Origin of the sequence: Streptomyces natalensis ATCC 27448, assembly GCF_000935125.1 — a bacterium.
GTDB lineage: Bacteria > Actinomycetota > Actinomycetes > Streptomycetales > Streptomycetaceae > Streptomyces > Streptomyces natalensis.
Map to the genome: position 1 here is coordinate 112,219 of NZ_JRKI01000056.1, position 16,611 is coordinate 128,829.

A 16,611-nucleotide genomic window follows, 5' to 3' on the forward strand; every position below is an offset into this window, starting at 1 on the left:
ACATGTTCGATCCCTCGATAGTATGACGTCCCAGTGACGTGCACATCACGTTCCCTTCCAGGCATGAACCATTTAGGCTCCGGGCACGTCCTCATCAACAACCGGCAAGCCAGCCGGGAGGGCAGGACCCAGAAACACCGTGAATCAGACCCACCGCAATACGGCTCATTCGCCGCCACCCGGCAGCACCCGGCCACCTCGAAGAATTTTTTTCGAGGAAAAGGCATAAGCGGGAACGTTTTCGGCCTGGTTGGATGTTGACCCTGGTACGACAGCTCGTCGAGCTAGAGAAGAGGCGACGTGACTACTGTTCTGACACCCGCGAGCCCGCTGACGGCCGCTGACCGCTGCGACCGCTGCGGCGCCCAGGCATACCTGCGCGTCGTCCTGATGTCCGGCGGCGAACTGCTCTTCTGCGCCCACCACGGCCGCAAGTTCGAGCCAGAACTCAAGAAGATCGCCGCGGAAATACAGGACGAGACGGAGCGGCTGACCGCCACTCCGGCGTCCGCGTCCGAAGACGAACGCTGACACTTCGCATCCACGACGAGCGAGCAGCGGCCTAGGGCCGTGCAGCGGGCGGCCTTCCCGGCACCACCGGGGAGACCGCCCGCACTCGTACGCTCGGACGCAGGACCCGTACGCTCGGACGCAGGCATCGTGTGCGGCTCCCTCCGTCCGTCAGCCGGCCCCGTGCCCGGTGACCGCGGGCAGCAGCGCCGAGGCACGCGTATAGACACCGGGGCTGCCCGCCTTGCCGCAGCCCGTCCCCCACGACACCAGCCCCACCAGCCGCCCGTGCACCACGAGCGGCCCGCCGCTGTCTCCCTGGCAGGCGTCCCGCCCGCCCCCCGGCTCCCCCGCGCACAGCATGGACTCGGGCTTGTACGTTCCGTCGGCATTGCCGGGGTAGGCCCGTGCGCAGACCGCGTCCTCGAGCACATTGACCTGGGCCGACCGCAGCCGCGAGGCGTAGCTGCCCTCGCCGGTCATGTCCCCCCAGCCGTAAACGGTGGCCGCATTGCCCGCCCGGTAGGCGGCGTCCTCGTGCGGCGCTATGGGAATCGGCCGGTTTCTGACCGGTTTCTGGAGGGTGAGGACGGCCATGTCGCCCTCGTTCGTCCAGCTGTCGTATGCGGGGTTCACCCAGACCTTCGCGGGCTTGAGCTCCTGACCGCCGCCCCGGGAGAGGTTGTCGCGTCCGATGACGATCCGCAGGTCACTGACCTGCTGCCAGGGCACGCCCAGGACCTCCCGGCTCAGGCAGTGCGCGGCCGTCACCACCGTCGAGCTGCCGACGAGCACCCCGCCGCAGAACTGTCCGGAGCGCGCGGCACCGAACCGGTCGTGGGAGGCGAGAGCGACCGCCCATGGGCTCTGGGAGACGCGTACCGGCGTGCCGCCGACCACGGATTCGTCCGCGGTCGCGGCCGTCGGCACGGTGAAGGCCAGTGCGAGGGCTCCGAAAACGGCGTGGGACGGACGCATACGGACTCCTGACTCTGGGGACAGTGGTCGCCCACCCAGAGTGACCCAAACGGATGCCCCCCGCACCCGGACGGCCGCGAGCCCGGCCCCTCCACAAGGGAGGAACCGGGCTCGCGGGGCGGTCCGTGCCGGTTGGGCTAGTCGAGGTAGTCGCGCAGGACCTGGGAGCGCGACGGGTGCCGCAGCTTGGACATCGTCTTCGACTCGATCTGGCGGATCCGCTCGCGGGTGACGCCGTAGACCTTGCCGATCTCGTCCAGCGTCTTGGGCTGGCCGTCGGTGAGGCCGAAGCGCATGGAGACCACGCCGGCCTCGCGCTCGGAGAGGGTGTCCAGCACCGAGTGCAGCTGCTCCTGGAGGAGCGTGAAGCTGACCGCATCGGCCGGGACGACCGCCTCGGAGTCCTCGATCAGGTCACCGAACTCGCTGTCGCCGTCCTCGCCCAGCGGGGTGTGCAGCGAGATCGGCTCGCGGCCGTACTTCTGGACCTCGATGACCTTCTCGGGGGTCATGTCGAGTTCCTTGGCCAGCTCCTCCGGGGTGGGCTCGCGGCCCAGGTCCTGGAGCATCTGGCGCTGGACGCGGGCCAGCTTGTTGATGACCTCGACCATGTGGACGGGGATACGGATGGTGCGGGCCTGGTCGGCCATGGCGCGGGTGATGGCCTGGCGGATCCACCACGTCGCGTAGGTCGAGAACTTGTAGCCCTTGGTGTAGTCGAACTTCTCGACCGCGCGGATCAGACCGAGGTTGCCCTCCTGGATCAGGTCCAGGAAGAGCATGCCGCGGCCGGTGTAGCGCTTGGCCAGCGAGACCACCAGACGGAGGTTGGCCTCCAGCAGGTGGTTCTTGGCCCGGCGGCCGTCCTCGGCGATGATCTCCAGCTCGCGCTTGAGCTTCGGCGCGAGCTTGTCGGAGTTCGCCAGCTTGTCCTCGGCGAACAGGCCCGCCTCGATGCGCTTGGCGAGCTCGACCTCCTGCTCGGCGTTGAGGAGGGGGACCTTGCCGATCTGCTTGAGGTAGTCCTTGACCGGGTCGGCGGTGGCGCCGGCCGCGGCGACCTGCTGCGCGGGGGCGTCGTCCTCGTCCTCGTCGGACAGGACGAAGCCGGCGTTCTCCGCACCCTCGGCGGGCTCGGCGTCGGTCTTGCCGGGCGCCGGGGTCTCCTCGGGCGCCTCGTCGTCGAGCAGCTCGTCGACGTCCTTCTTGGCCGCGGTCTTCTTCGCGGTCGTCTTCTTCGCCGCCGTCTTCTTGGCGGCCGTCTTCTTCGCGGTGGTCTTCTTCGCCGCCGCCTTCTTCGCGGGGGCGGCCTCGGTCTCACCGGCCGGGTCCGCCATGGTGGCGGCCGCGGCGGTGGCCTTCTTCACCGTGGCGGTCTTGGCCGCTACGGTCTTGGTGGCGGTGCGCTTCGCCGGACTCTTCGCTGCGACGCTCTTGCGGGTGCGCTTGGGCGCCTCTGCGGCACTGACCATCAGCGTCACACCCTCCTCGTCGAGGATCTGGTTGAGGCTGCGCAGAACGTTCTTCCACTGGGTTGGCGGAATCTGGTCAGCCTCGAAGGCCCGACGCACGTCATCGCCGGCGATCTGCCCATCAGCCTTTCCCCGCTCGATGAGCGCCATCACAGACTCGGACTCGGCGATCTCCGGCGGGAGCGTACGGGATGTGCTGGCCGACACGAACAACCTCTCGGAACGATGGAAACGGCTTCCGACCCCGTCCAGTGTGGATCGGAGCCGACGACCGCCGGTGGGGATGGACCGGCGGCGCAGGGGCAACCGGGGAGCTGAACAGCGTCATGTACGCCGTTCGTATTCCCTCCTCGGCTATCACCTCTTAAGTCATCGCGCTTCCCCGAAGAGCGTTACGCCCAATCTGCGTGGCCCGAGTCACACTCCATAACCACCCATTCCCTGTCATATGACATGCAATCCTCCGGAACCCCCTCGTCGGATCCGGGCGACGCCCCGGATCCGACGATCCCGACTGCCGTCATCGCGTACGGCGCACCCCGCCCGTGGGGGGCACGGGGCCGTCCGGCCGCGTGGCACCTACGGTCCGTACGCATTCGGGTACGGGGCTTCAGTGCTCGCGGGGCGCGGGGACGACATGGTCGACGGGCGTCCCGGAGCCCTGGCCGCCGGCCTCTCCGTGGGCGGCGAGGAGCTGGCGCATCGCGGACTCGGCCGCCGTGGCGTCGCCGGAGCCGATGGCGTCGACGATCCGCATGTGCTGGCCCACGGAGGTCTCGACGGGGCGCTCGCAGCCGCCGGAGGGGCCGCCGGAGACATGCAGTGCGGAGGTGACGATGCCGGAGAGGTGCTCGAGCATGCGGTTGCCGGCGAGCGAGAGCAGGAGGGTGTGGAACTCGGCGTCGGCGCGGCCGAAGGTCACGGTGTCGCCCTGGGCGGCGGAGTGGCCCATGATCTCGACCATGTCGGCGAGGCGCTGCTGGATGTCCTCGCGGCCGTGGCCCGCGGCGAGGCGGGCGGCGAGCGGCTCGATGGTCCAGCGCAGCTCGCACAGCTCGCGGCGCTGGTCGTCGCGCTGCGGCCCGTAGGCCCGCCACTCGATGATGTCGGGGTCGAGGAGGTTCCAGTCGCTGACGGGGCGGACCCGGGTGCCGACGTTGGGGCGGGCGCTGACCAGGCCCTTGGCCTCGAGGACGCGCAGCGACTCGCGGACGACGGTCCGCGAGACCTCGAAGCGCTGGCCGATCTCCTCGGGGACGAGCGGGCGGTCGGCGCCGAGGTCGCCGGAGACGATCATCTGCCCGAGCTGCTGGACGAGTTGGCCGTGCAGGCCGCGGCCGCGGCTGCCGGCGTTGCGGCGGCCGACGCGGCCCATGTCTGCTTCGGAGCCGTCCCAGACCGGCGGGACGCGCTCGGCGCGGTCCACGCCTGGCGCGTTTGCGGCATTGGCGCCGTTGGCGTAGGGGTAGCGGTCAAGCTCGCCCGGACCTGCGAGGCCGGTGTCGCCGGGGCGAGCCGCGGTCATCATGGTGTGCGCAAGGGTACTCACGCATCCTTTGTCGGCGACACCCTGAACACCCTTGAGGTCTTTGGTGAAAAGCACACGAAAGGGTGATCGTCCGTCATCTCTCAATTGACGCTTTATCGGAAAGAAATGCGCTGCCTGCGGTGAGTTGCGGACAGTGGCGCAACAACGGGGCCGCGAAGCGGGCGCGGTAGGGGGTCAGCGGGCCCAGCCGCGGAGCATGGTGAGGGCATAAGCGCAGACCAGCGCGGCCAGTGACAACGCCATTGCGCTGCCGACGGGTTGGGTCGCAAGTCGGACGGCGACCGATACGGCCTGGTCGATTCCGGACGGCCAGCGATAGAGAGCCGACGACCCCAGTCGCCCCGGGAGTCCCACCAGTGACCGGGCCGCGGGCTCGGTCACCATGCGCTGCACGAGCGGCAGTACGACGACGGGTACGGCGAGGACGGCGGCCAACCCCGTTGCGGTGGAGCGGAATACGCCGGCGGCCAGGACCCCGGACCAGGCGCAGCCGATGAGCAATCCCAGCCAACTGACCGCGAGAACAGGCCACTCGGTGACACTGGTGATCGCATGCGGACCGAACAGGTAGCGGACACCGGCTTCGTCGGCGGCGAGCAGGAAGATCCCGAGGGCCAGCGCGGAGCCGCCGCTGACGAGGAGTTTGGCGGCGAGCAGTCCGAGGCGGCGGGGTACGGTGCCGCGTTCGGGAGCCAGCGCCGGGTAGCGGAACTCCTGGCCGAAGGCGAGCGCTCCGAGGAGGCCGGCGCCGAGTGCGGCCGGGGGGAAGGGCAGTTGGCGGGGCCAGCCGGTGAGGACGCGGGACATCGGGGCGTCGCCGAGACCGGCCAGCAGCAGGGCCAGGCCCAGGGAGACCAGGACGGTGGCGACGGCGACGAACAGGCCCGCGCGATCGCTGAGCGTGCGGCGCAGTTCGTACCGCAGCGGCCAGGCGGGGCCGGGGGCGGGCAGCCGGGGGATGGCGAGTTCTTCGACGACGGGTGCCGCGGAGCGGGCCGGGCGGGCGGCGGGGACGGTGACGCCGATGATCGGGAGGGTGAGGGTGTCGGACACGGTGTCCGAGCCCTTGGGTGCGATGGCGGCGCGGGCGGCCTGGATGACGCGGACCATCGGGGCTCGGGCGAGTGCGGGGGCGGCGCCGTCCGGGGGTGCGGGGGCGGGCGGGAGCGCGGCGGAGGTGCGGCCGTCGGCGCGTTCGAGCGGGGTGACCGGTCCGGTGTCGGCGACCTCGTCGGCGAGCTGGTGCACCAGGATGCCGTGGCGGAAGGCGGCCTCCCCCACGGCGGCGCAGCTGCTGCCGTAGACAGCGAGGCGGGTGCCGCTCTCGCGGACGACTTCGATGGTGCGGGCGACGGCGGGGTCCGCGACGGGGTCGGCGCGCTGGGATTCGTCGACGAGGAGGGTGGCGAGGCGGTCGGCTTGCGGGGAACGGACGGCGACCCTGGGGCGCAGCCGGGTGCGGGCGAAGTCGGCGGCTTCCTGATCGGCGACAAGTCGGCCTGCTTGCATGGCGACCACGTGGTCAGCGATGCGGGCGGCCTCCTTGGGGTCGCGTGAGGTGGTGAGGACGGCGCCGCCCTGTGCCGCGTAGCTGCGCAGCATGCCGTGCAGCCAGGCGGCCTCGCGGCGGGAGACGCCTTCGGCGGGGTCGTCGAGTACCAGGGTGTGCGGGTCGCCGATGAGGGCGGCGGCCAGGCCCAGGCGGCGGTCCATCCCGCGGGAGAACTCGCCCACGCGCTGTTCGGCCAGTCCGCTGAGGCCGACGAGGTCGAGGACGTCGTCGGCGCGGGTGGCGGGGACGCCGGCGGCGGCGCTGAGCATGCGCAGATGGCCGCGGGCGGTGCGGGAGGGGTCGGCGGGGGTGTCGCCCAGGAGGACGCCGAGTTCGCGGGCGGGGTTGGGGATGCGGTGCAGGGCGCGGCCGCGGAAGAGGGCGACGCCGCGGCCGCGTTCGAGTTGCAGCATCAGGCGCAGGGCGGTGGTCTTGCCCGCGGCGGCCGGGCCGAGGAGGACGGTCACCTGGCCCGGCCGTGCTTCGAGGCTCAGGTCGTCGACGGCGGGCGGGAGTTCGCCGCGGGGGGCGCTGGTCAGTCCGACGGCCTGGATCATCGCGTCCCTCGCAGGGCGTGAGACCGTTCGGTGGCTTGAGGGGGTACGAGAGGGCTCACCCGGCCAAGGTAGCGCTATATGTCCTATTTACCCGTAATTACCGGGCTGGGGTGCCCTGTCGTGTCCCGCATGCGGCGGATCAGACCTCCGGGCGCAGCATCGGCGGGTTGAGCAGCGTTGCGCCGCCGGCCCGGAACAGCTGTGCGGGGCGGCCGCCCTGACGGGTCGTCGTACCTCCGGTGGGCACCAGGAAGCCCGGGGTGCCGGTCACCTTGCGGTGGAAGTTACGGGGATCGAGCGCGACGCCCCAAACCGCTTCGTAGACGCGCCGCAGCTCGCCGACGGTGAATTCCGGCGGGCAGAAGGCGGTGGCGAGGGAGGAGTACTCGATCTTCGAGCGGGCCCGCTCGACGCCGTCGCCGAGAATCTGTGCGTGGTCGAAGGCCAGCGGTGCCGACATCTCGCCGTCGCGGCCGTGGGTGCCGTCCTGTTCGAGGAGGGTTTCCACCGGGGCCCAGCGCGCGCTGTGGGCGTCGCCGCCGGCGCGCGGGGCGGGCAGGTCGGGCGCGAGGACGAGGTGGGCGACGCTGACGACGCGCATCCTGGGGTCGCGTCGGGGGTCGCCGTAGGTGGCGAGCTGTTCGAGGTGTGCGCCGTACGCGGGCGGCGGGCCTTCCGGGGACTGGGCATGCAGACCGGTCTCCTCGGCGAGTTCCCGGGCGGCCGCGTCCGCGAGGTCCTCATCGGCCCGGACGAATCCGCCGGGCAGGGCCCAGCGTCCCTGGAACGGCGGCTCACCCCGGCGTACGGCCAGCGCGCACAGCGCATGGCGGCGCACGGTGAGCACGACCAGGTCGACGGTGACGGCGAAGGGCGGAAAGGCCGACGGGTCGTAGGGAGGCATGCCCGCGATCATAGTCGTCCGCCTGACGATAAACAGGTCTTGATGACTGTCAGGAGCCCAGTTGCAGACCGTCCGCCGCCGCCTCGATCATTCCCATGCCGAGCCTGCTGACCCGTACGGCGAACGGCTGCCCGGCGACGCTGAGCCCGGTGAACTGCATCGCGCCCAGCGGGGCGCTGCCCAGCGGCCGGACGGCCACCGTGCCGGCGGGCACATCGGGGCGCAGGCCGGCGAGCGCGAGCAGTATCTGGACCGCGCCGGCCGCTGCGACCGCCGCGGGACGGCAGGCCGCGGGGTGCGGGACGGGTACGCCGCCGGCGGTGCGCTGCTCCCCCGCGTACATCTCCGGGAGGCGGTGGCCGAAGCTGTCCGCGGCGTCGAGGAGGCCCCGCGCCAGGGCTCCGGCCGGCTTGTCGTGGCCGGCGGCGGCCAGTCCGGCGACGGCGACGGCGGTCTCATGGACGCGGACCGCGCCGCTGCGGTGACCGAACGGGTTGTGGCCCGGCTCCTTGGCGCCCAGGCTGCGCAGGCCCCAGCCGGTGTCCAGGGCGGGGCCGGCCAGGAGTCCGGCCAGCCGGCCGGTTTGTGCGGTGTCCAGCAGACCGGGGGCGAAGGTGCCGCCGCCGAGCAGTCCGGTGTCGAGGAGATGGGCCGCGCCGGCGCCGAGGTACGGCAGCGGGCGGCCGTCGCCGGTGAGCCGGCCGGCGGGGCGGCCCCCGGCCCGGTCCTCCAGCCAGAAGTCCGTACGGAACCGGGCGCGCAGGTCCGCGGCCCACTCCCGCAGCTCCGCCGCACCGGTTGAGCCGGTGGCGTCGAGCAGGTCGGCGCCGAGGAGGGCGGCGCGGTGTGCATGGGCCTGGGTCTCGCAGCGGTACGGCCCGTCGGGCGCGGGGTCGGGGACGTATCCGCCGCGCCTGGTGCCGGTCTTCTCACTCGCGCGACGCAGCCATCGCAGACAGCGTTCGGCGGCGGGCAGCAGCCGCTCGGTGTCCTGGCCGGGCAGGCCCCAGCGGCGCGCCTCGGCCAGAACGGCGGGGAACAGCAGTGTGGCCTCGATGCCCGTGCAACTCGGCGGGGCGTGCGGTCCGGTGTCCCTCAGGGCTCCGGGGATTCGGCCGAAATCCGCCCCTGGGGTGGCCTGTTGCGTACGGGCGAGGGTGCGCAGGGTGCCCGCGGCGAGCCTGGTGCCCAGCGGCAGCAGTATCCGGGCGGTCCACAGCGCCTCCGCCGGGGCGAGCCCGCAGCGCCAGGGGAAGCCGCCCGCGACGTAGACGTCCGCAGGCTCGGCCGAATCGCGCATCACCAGGCCGTACAGGTCGTCGAGGCTGCCGACCAGGAGGGCGTCGGCGCGGTGGTCGTCGCACTCCAGGCGGGCGGGTGAGAAGGGGCGCGGCGGCCGGTCACCGCGCGGGCGGGGGGCGAGGGTGCGGGTACGCGGGCCGGGAATCGGGACCCGCCAGCGGCGCCGGCCGCCGGACGGGCGACCGCCCAGGGATGCGCCGGGCTCGTGGCCGAGCCGGATGTGCAGCTCGATGGTGCGGTGGCCCCCGGGCGGCAGGTCCAGTTCCCAGCACAACAGGCCCGCCGAGGCGAGCGCGTCCTGGGGCGCGGGCGATGCGGAGACCACCGCGTGGGCTCCGGGCGCCGACCAGCGGAGCCCGGAACCGTGGACGGCGGCGCGCAGTTCGGGCCCGGGGAGCCCGACGGCGACGGCGCCGAGCTCGGCGAGGTCGGTGCCCAGCCGGACCTCGACCGGGAGCCGGAGGGGCCGGGCGGCGCTGCTGTGGAAGGTGAGCCGCTCGGTGCCGTCGGCGGAGCGCAGCCGCTCCATCCGGACGTCCGGGTCCGGTCCGGGCTCCCCGGCCCTGCGGATCGTGCCGACGAACCGTGCACGGTGCGCGGCGGTCAGCCGCCCCTGGACGACGAGGGGTTCGGCGCCCGCGGCCCGTACCTCGCAGCGGGAGAGGATCCGCAGGCCGTCGCGGTAGTAGCCGTCCAGGCCCTGGCCGGTCAGCTGCCCCGAGAGGGACGAGACGGCAAGGCCCGGCAGTGCCACGCAGACCAGCGAGGAGTGGACGGGCTGGGGCCGCGGGACCCGGGGCGGCACGGGACGCCGTTCGCCGGACGGCCGGCGGGCCGGCTGGGTGGTGGGGACGATGCCTGGCACGCTCTGCGCTCCCTGGTGGTCTCGGGGCTTCGTACGGCCTGCGCCATATTGGTGAACGGTCCGGCCGACGCGCAGGTCACGCCGGCCGGACCCCATCGGCACCCTCACCGTCGGCTCCGGTCACCGTCCCGGCCGGCCCGGCGCCTGCCGCGGCCCTCCGGCGGACGGCCGCCGGGGCGACTGCCGCCGCGTGGCCCGAGGGGGCGGTCGGCGGTCCGGGGGCGGGGCGGCCGGGGCCGTGGCCCGGGCCGCGGCGCCCGCTCACCGGGCGCCGTCGTATCGGCGCGGGAGGCGGCCGCGTGCTCCTTGCGCTGCTCGCGCAGACAGCGGCGCAGCGGCTCCGCGTCCAGCCCCTGGTTGACGGCACGGTGCAGCAGGTCGGCGAAGGAGTACCGGGGGTCGATGGACAGGGCGCGGCCGAGGGCAACCCGTGCCGAGGGCGCGTCCTCGGTCGACCAGCAGACCCATCCAGCGAGGGTCAGCGGCGCCACGGAGTGCTCGAGATAGCCTCCGGCGCAGCGGCGGGCGAGGGCGCGCCAGAGCCGGAGGGCGGGCGCCGCGTCGGGGCCCTCCATCCACTCGGCGGCGCGGTCGCGGGTAAGACGGTCCTGGAGCCCGAGGATCAGGGCGGCGGCCTCCTCGTCGGTGAGCAGGGCGTCGTCGCAGGCGTCCCGGGAACGGTTGCTGCCCGCGGGCGGGTCCAGCCGGAAGCGGCGGAGCAACGTCTCGACCAGGCCGAGGGTGTCGCGGCGGACGGCGTCCGCGCCGCCCCGCCGGAGCATCCGCGGCAGAAGTGCCGCGGCCGCGGCGTCGAGGGCCCTCACCTGCTCGTCGCCCCGCCGCCCACTGCGGGGCGTGAGCCGGGCCTCCATCTCCTTGAGCGAACCGCGCACCTGCATGCCCGCGTAGGCGGCAGCCGCGGCCATCACGGACGTCCCGGGCATGGCCAGGGGTGTGCCACCGGCCGGGCAGCAGCGGAAGTCCGGGCAGCAATACGACCAGAAACGGCCGTTGGACAGGCACAGAGCCTCAAGCACGGGCACGTCCAGCGCGCCGCAGGCGGTCCGCAGGCGCTGGGCGAGCGGGCGCAACCGGTCCTTGACGTCCCTGCCGGTCTCACCCGGTTCAGGCTCCTGGCAGAGGTAGACCAGGACGGCGGCGGGCCGTTCGCCGCGGTCGTCCGCCGCGGAGATCAGGCAGTCGGCGAGCTGGTCGGCGACTTCCGGCCAATGTGCGGTCTCCGCGGGAATCCCCAGGCGGACCCGGCCTCCGAAGCGTCCGCGTTCGCCGTGAAGGGCGACGAGGACGATGCTGTCGTCCGGATAGAAGCCCAGCAGGTACGGGAGCGCGTCGGCGAGTTCGGCGGGGCCGCGCAAGGTGACCTGGGGCTCGGCGGGCGGAGCGTCGGCGACGGCCGAGGGGTCGATGGAGGCGGAGGGGGCGGTGGAGTCGGTGGAGTCGGAGGGGCTGGTCCGGTCGGTCCGGTGGCTGGAGTCGGTGGGGTCGATGGAGTCGGTGGGAAGGGACGGGTCTGCTTCGCGGGCGATGTTGTCGAAGGGGTGGGCGGAGTTCTCGAAGGGCCGTGGGGAAGGAGCGGACGCGCGAGGGGCGGGGTCCGAGGCACGAGACGGGTCGGCGGAACCGCGGGGCGGGGTGCCGGACGCGCGAGGGGTGCCGGAACCGCGGGCCGGATCGGCGGCGGAAGTGTCGGAGGTGTGGGGCTCGGTCGGTTCGCTGTGCGGATTCATGGCTCGAAGATCGCGCGGTCGGCCGTCGCTCCGCGACCCCTGTGGATAACTCTCGGTGACGTGGTCTTCGCGTTTTCCACAGGTTCGGGCGGGGGTTCGCGCGTTGTCAGTGGCATCGGGTTGCATGGGGGCATGAGCAACGAAGACCTGCGTGCCTCGGCCGATGCCGTCCTCTCCCGCCTCGTCGGGGATCCCGGCGGTGAGGCGCGCCTGCGCGAGGATCAGTGGCGGGCGATCGAGGCGCTGGTCGCCGACCGCCGCCGGGCACTGGTCGTGCAGCGCACGGGCTGGGGCAAGTCCGCGGTCTATTTCGTCGCCACCGCGCTGCTGCGGGCGCGCGGCAGCGGGCCGACGGTGATCGTCTCGCCGCTGCTCGCTCTGATGCGCAATCAGGTCGAAGCGGCCGCGCGGGCCGGGATCCGTGCGCGGACGATCAACTCCTCCAACGTCGAGGAGTGGGACGGCATTCAGGCCGAAGTGGCGGCGGGCGAGGTCGATGTCCTGCTGGTGAGCCCGGAGCGGCTCAACAACCCGGACTTCCGCGATCAGGTGCTGCCCCGGCTCGCCGCGGCCACCGGGCTGCTGGTGGTCGACGAGGCGCACTGCATCTCCGACTGGGGCCATGACTTCCGGCCGGACTACCGCAGGCTGCGCACCATGCTCGCCGACCTGCCGCCGGGTGTGCCGGTGCTCGCCACGACCGCCACCGCCAATGCCCGGGTGACGGCCGATGTCGCCGAACAGCTGGGGACCGGCGAGGGCGCCGACGAGGCGCTGGTGCTGCGCGGCCCGCTGGACCGGGAGAGCCTGAGTCTGGGGGTGCTGTCGCTGCCGGACGCCGCGCACCGGCTCGCGTGGCTGGCCGACCATCTCGACGAGCTGCCGGGCTCGGGGATCATCTACACCCTCACCGTCGCCGCGGCCGAGGAGGTCACCGCGTTCCTGCGGCACCGGGGCCATGCCGTCGCCGCGTACACCGGCAAGACGGAGAACGCCGACCGGCAGCAGGCCGAGGACGATCTGCTGGCCAACCGGGTCAAGGCGCTGGTGGCGACGTCCGCGCTGGGGATGGGCTTCGACAAGCCCGATCTGGGATTTGTGGTGCACCTGGGGTCGCCGTCGTCCCCGATCGCGTACTACCAGCAGGTGGGCCGGGCCGGCCGTGGGGTCAAGCATGCCGAGGTGCTGCTGCTGCCGGGCCGCGAGGACGAGGCGATCTGGCAGTACTTCGCCTCGCTGGCGTTCCCGCCCGAGGAGCAGGTGCGCCGGACGCTGGACGTCCTGGCGGCGGCCGGCCGGCCCGTCTCGCTGCCGGCGCTGGAGCCGCAGGTCGAACTGCGCCGCTCCCGGCTGGAGATCATGCTCAAGGTGCTGGATGTGGACGGCGCCGTGCACCGCGTCAAGGGCGGCTGGACGGCCACCGGCCGGCCGTGGACGTATGACGCGGAGCGTTATGCGTGGGTGGCGCGGCAGCGTGCGGCCGAGCAGCAGGCGATGCGGCAGTACGCCGGGGCGACGGGCTGCCGGATGGAGTTTCTGCGGCGGCAGTTGGACGACGAGGCGGCGGTGGCGTGCGGCCGCTGTGACAACTGCGCCGGGGCGCGGTTCACCGCCGAGGTGTCGGCCGCATCGCTGGATGCGGCCCGCGGCGAGCTGGGGCGCCCGGGTGTGGAGGTGGAGCCGCGGCGGATGTGGCCGACGGGGCTGCCGGCCATCGGGCTCGACCTCAAGGGGCGTATCCCGGCGGGCGAGCTGGCCGCCACCGGCCGGGCCCTGGGCAGACTGTCCGACATCGGGTGGGGCAACCGGCTGCGTCCCCTGCTCGCCCCGCAGGCGCCGGACGGTCCGGTGCCCGACGATGTGGCGGCCGCGGTGGTCACGGTGCTCGCCGACTGGGCCAAGGGGTCCGGGGGTTGGGCCTCGGGCGAGGACGGCGCACCGGCCCGCCCGGTGGGCGTCGTCTGTCTCTCCTCGGGCACCCGCCCGCAGCTGATCCGGTCGCTGGCCGAGCGAATCGCCACGGTGGGCAGGATGCCGTTCCTGGGAACAGTGGCCACGGTGGACGGCGGGGCGGACCACCGGATTCCGCGCAGCAACAGCGCCCAGCGGCTGCGGGCCCTGCACGGCGCGCTGAGTGTGCCGCCGGAGCTGGCGCAGGCCCTGGCGTCAGCGGGCGGCCCGGTGTTGTTGGTGGACGACTACGCGGACACCGGTTGGACGCTGGCGGTGGCCGCCCGGCTGCTGCGCGGGGCGGGGGCCGCGGGGGTGTTTCCGCTGGTCCTGGCCGTCCAGGGATAGCCGGACAAGCACCGGGTCAGTCGTGCACGCACCCGGGGACGGCCGTACAAGCACCCGGGAGAGCCGTACGTAGACATCCGCGAGTGGGGGGGGGAGACATGCGTGGGAGCAGAGAAGGACCTCCGGCAGGAGGAGAGGGGGAACGGGGCGTCCGGGCATCGCGGGCCGCTGCGGCGGGCAGGAATATTGATGGCGCACCGGGCGATTCCGGATGGTGCCTGGAATTGATCGTTGCCGCATGCGTGTACGGCAGGAAGAATTGGAGTCGCTTCCCCGTACCGGCCGTTCACGGTCAGGCAGGGCCGTGCCGTGGTGTCCTCGCACCCGGCCGCCGTCGCCCTTTGCGTGGACGCACAGACCCAGGGAGGACCCGTGACCTTCGGTTTCGCCCCGCCCCCGCATGCGTCCCGTTCCGTGCCCCCCGATTCCCCCGCCCGGCTGAGCCGGATGCTGGAGCCCGCCGAATGGGCCTCGGCCGGCATTCCGCTTCTGCACAATCCCCGGGAGATCGTCACCGGCCTGCACGACCGTCATCGCCCCGGTCCGTCGACGGCGGTGGTGGCGGTGCTCGATCCGCTGGGGCGGGTCGCGGCCAGCGCCTCGTTCCTGGAAACCGCTGTGCTGCCCGACGGCTGGGAGTTCCGCAATGTGCTGCTCGCGCATCTGCGCCGGATCGTCCCGCACGATCTGCGGCTGCGCGCCCCGGTGCGGACGGCCGTGCTGCTCTACTGCCGTGAGGGCGAACCGCGTTGGACGGAGGCGGACGGTGCATGGATGTGGGGGCTGCGCGACGCCTGCACCCTGCACGGGCTGCGGTGCGGGGCGTATATCGCGCTGACCCGGGACCGCTGGCAGGTGCTGGGCGAGGACCGCGGCGGGCGCCGGCCCCGGATGTCCCGGAGCGCCGGGCCGGTCCCGCACGGACAAGGGCCGCGGCCCGCGGAGCCGGACCGTGCGGAGCCAGGCCGTACGGAGACCCGGGTGGCAACACCCCGTGCGGCGGCGCCGGTTACGGCCCCGCCCGACGCGGCCTCACCCCGTACGGACGCCTCCCCCGTCCCGCCGGCGCGGATGTCCGCGCCGCGTACGCCGACGGCCGCTCCGGGGCCCCGGCGCTCCGGTGGCGGGGCCAGGGAGACCCGGCGGCACACCGCGGCCCGCTGAGGGCGGCCCGGGGGACGCCGGGTTCCGGGAACGCGAGCAGACCCGACCGGCCGGACGGCCGACGGGCTGCTCCGCGCGCAGGACGAGGACGGCCTGCGAGCCGCGTGGTCAGGCGTTCGCGCCGAGGAGGCCGTTGATCCGCTGCGGATCACCGCAGACGACGAGCAGGGCTCCGGCGCGGGCCATCGCCGAGGGCAGCGCGCGGGCGGTGACCTCGTCGGTGCCGCCGTTGACGGCGACGACCACGACGGGGCGGCCGGTGGCGCGCTCGGCGGCGGCGTCCGCGTAGAACACATCGTCCGCGGCGTCGTGTTGGGCCCAGTACGACGCTTCGCCGAAGGACAGCTCATGGGCGGCCCACGGGTGCGGCTCACCCGTGGTCAGCACCAGGATCTCGGACGGCGCGCGCCCGGAGTCCAGCAGCAGATCGACGGCTTCGTCGGCGGCGTCGAGCGCGCCGTCGGCGGGTGCCGGGATCAGCTGGAGCTGCGTGCCTGCGACGGCAGGGGCGGCGGCTGCGGGCTGCGGCGGGCCGGTGCGCTGCGCCGGCGGAGCGGCGACGGGCCCACGCGGCGGGGCTGCGGGTCCGGGCTTGCCCGGACGAGCACTGGACGCGGGCGCACCGCGCGGAGGCGCGGGGCGGGGACCGGGGCCAGGAACGGGACGGGGGGTCGGCGCGGTGCGGCCGGCGGCCGGAGTTGCGCGGGGACCCGGGACACTCTCGTGAATCTGAGGCTCCTCGGGGATGAGAGGCATAAAGGGATGTCTATCAAACGTAAGTGCGGGACGCCGCATCGGGTACCGAATTGATGCCCATTGCTGCCCCGCACCGCTCAGAAGTCGAAGCCGAGTTGGCCACCGGCCTCCAGAGCGGCTGCTTCGGGGGTGATGCGTACCTTCTTCAGGTGCCGCCACCGGGGCAGGGCGTCCATGTAGGACCACGAGACCCGGTGCTGCGGCGTGGGACCGAACTCCTCCAGGGCGATGCGATGGGTCGGGGAGGGGTAGCCGGCGTTGGCCGCGAAGTCGAAGTCGGTGTATTCCAGGCCCAGTTCGGCCATCATCGCGTCGCGCCGCACCTTGGCGATCACGGACGCGGCGGCGACCGCGATACAGGACTGGTCCCCCTTGATGACCGTGCGGACCCGCCATGGCGCGCCCAGGTAGTCGTGCTTGCCGTCGAGGATCACCGCGTCCGGGCGGACCGGCAGCCCCTCCAGGGCGCGCACGGCCGCCAGCCGCAGTGCCGCGGTCATGCCCAGCTCGTCGATCTCCTGGGGCGAGGAGTGCCCCAGGGCGTAGGCCGTGACCCAGTCACCGAGCACCTCGCACAGTTCGGTGCGGCGCTTGATGGTCAGCAGCTTGGAATCGGTGAGTCCGTCGGGTGGCCGACGCAGACCGGTCACGGCTGCGCAGACACTGACCGGGCCCGCCCAGGCTCCGCGTCCGACCTCGTCGACCCCTGCGACGATCTTGGCGCCCGTTGTGGCGCGCAGTGATCGCTCGACGGTATGGGTGGGGGGCTCGTACGGCATGGCGCCAGCAAGATTACGCCTCTTCGGCCGCTCCGTCCGCACCGGATCCGGAATGGAGACGGATCGGCTGCCGGTCGCTACGGATCCGGTGCGAGCGGGCACGGAGCGGGGTCGCCGCGGCCCGGTTCGCGCCGCGCGGCGGGGTTCGGTGCGGAGGTGAACTGGACGCCGGGGGCC

The 16,611-nt window shown here is 73.2% G+C and carries 11 protein-coding genes and 1 pseudogene; 3 read left to right on the forward strand and 9 right to left on the reverse strand.

The features are described from left to right. The first annotated feature begins 300 nt into the window (after window positions 1–300). Window positions 301–531, forward strand: coding sequence for a DUF7455 domain-containing protein (locus SNA_RS30325; RefSeq protein WP_030068919.1), 231 nt, complete (start codon window positions 301–303; stop codon window positions 529–531). 150 nt (window positions 532–681) lie between these two features. On the opposite strand, the gene SNA_RS30330 is transcribed toward SNA_RS30325, so the two are convergent. From SNA_RS30330 to SNA_RS30360, 7 genes are all read right to left on the reverse strand, one after another. Then, complete coding sequence (locus SNA_RS30330) at window positions 682–1,488, reverse strand: S1 family peptidase (RefSeq protein WP_030068917.1); 807 nt, start codon at window positions 1,486–1,488, stop codon at window positions 682–684. Window positions 1,489–1,625: 137 nt separating this feature from the next. Beyond that, a complete protein-coding gene (locus SNA_RS30335; RefSeq protein WP_275042038.1) occupies window positions 1,626–3,167 on the reverse strand; it encodes an RNA polymerase sigma factor in 1,542 nt (513 codons plus the stop codon). A 403-nt stretch (window positions 3,168–3,570) separates the two neighbouring features. Next, entirely contained in the window at window positions 3,571–4,563 is a 993-nt protein-coding gene (locus SNA_RS30340) for a FadR/GntR family transcriptional regulator (protein WP_078970308.1), read from the reverse strand. A 120-nt stretch (window positions 4,564–4,683) separates the two neighbouring features. After that, window positions 4,684–6,618 carry an ABC transporter ATP-binding protein gene (locus SNA_RS30345; RefSeq protein WP_044367758.1) on the reverse strand — a complete coding sequence of 645 codons (1,935 nt, stop codon included), beginning with the start codon at window positions 6,616–6,618 and terminating at the stop codon, window positions 4,684–4,686. Between the two features lie 139 nt (window positions 6,619–6,757). Continuing rightward, window positions 6,758–7,522 (reverse strand): NUDIX hydrolase, encoded by a 765-nt coding sequence (locus tag SNA_RS30350; protein WP_030068905.1) that lies wholly within the window; start codon window positions 7,520–7,522, stop codon window positions 6,758–6,760. 49 nt (window positions 7,523–7,571) lie between these two features. Continuing rightward, complete coding sequence (locus SNA_RS30355) at window positions 7,572–9,578, reverse strand: glycogen debranching N-terminal domain-containing protein (RefSeq protein ID WP_078970316.1); 2,007 nt, start codon at window positions 9,576–9,578, stop codon at window positions 7,572–7,574. Window positions 9,579–9,793: 215 nt separating this feature from the next. Then, a complete protein-coding gene (locus SNA_RS30360) occupies window positions 9,794–11,437 on the reverse strand; it encodes a DUF4192 domain-containing protein (protein WP_078970309.1) in 1,644 nt (547 codons plus the stop codon). Between the two features lie 132 nt (window positions 11,438–11,569). On the opposite strand from SNA_RS30360, the gene SNA_RS30370 reads away from it, so the two are divergent. Next, window positions 11,570–13,735 carry a RecQ family ATP-dependent DNA helicase gene (locus SNA_RS30370; protein WP_044367760.1) on the forward strand — a complete coding sequence of 722 codons (2,166 nt, stop codon included), beginning with the start codon at window positions 11,570–11,572 and terminating at the stop codon, window positions 13,733–13,735. 372 nt (window positions 13,736–14,107) lie between these two features. Beyond that, window positions 14,108–14,627: pseudogene (locus SNA_RS30375) on the forward strand (hypothetical protein); the annotation flags it as partial. Between the two features lie 380 nt (window positions 14,628–15,007). Here SNA_RS30375 and SNA_RS30380 read toward each other — a convergent pair. Next, window positions 15,008–15,655, reverse strand: coding sequence for a hypothetical protein (locus SNA_RS30380; RefSeq protein WP_030068891.1), 648 nt, complete (start codon window positions 15,653–15,655; stop codon window positions 15,008–15,010). Window positions 15,656–15,732: 77 nt separating this feature from the next. Continuing rightward, window positions 15,733–16,434 carry a ribonuclease HII gene (locus SNA_RS30385; RefSeq protein WP_044367762.1) on the reverse strand — a complete coding sequence of 234 codons (702 nt, stop codon included), beginning with the start codon at window positions 16,432–16,434 and terminating at the stop codon, window positions 15,733–15,735. Window positions 16,435–16,611 lie beyond the last annotated feature (177 nt).

Excerpts from the sequence above, each read along its gene's own strand:
- SNA_RS30380 (WP_030068891.1), bottom strand. The coding sequence starts at position 15,655 with ATGCCTCTCATCCCCGAGGAGCCTCAGATTCACGAGAGTGTCCCGGGT.
- SNA_RS30360 (WP_078970309.1), bottom strand. The coding sequence starts at position 11,437 with ATGAATCCGCACAGCGAACCGACCGAGCCCCACACCTCCGACACTTCC.
- SNA_RS30350 (WP_030068905.1), bottom strand. The coding sequence starts at position 7,522 with ATGCCTCCCTACGACCCGTCGGCCTTTCCGCCCTTCGCCGTCACCGTC.
- SNA_RS30385 (WP_044367762.1), bottom strand. The coding sequence starts at position 16,434 with ATGCCGTACGAGCCCCCCACCCATACCGTCGAGCGATCACTGCGCGCC.
- SNA_RS30345 (WP_044367758.1), bottom strand. The coding sequence starts at position 6,618 with ATGATCCAGGCCGTCGGACTGACCAGCGCCCCCCGCGGCGAACTCCCG.
- SNA_RS30330 (WP_030068917.1), bottom strand. The coding sequence starts at position 1,488 with ATGCGTCCGTCCCACGCCGTTTTCGGAGCCCTCGCACTGGCCTTCACC.
- SNA_RS30370 (WP_044367760.1), top strand. The coding sequence starts at position 11,570 with ATGAGCAACGAAGACCTGCGTGCCTCGGCCGATGCCGTCCTCTCCCGC.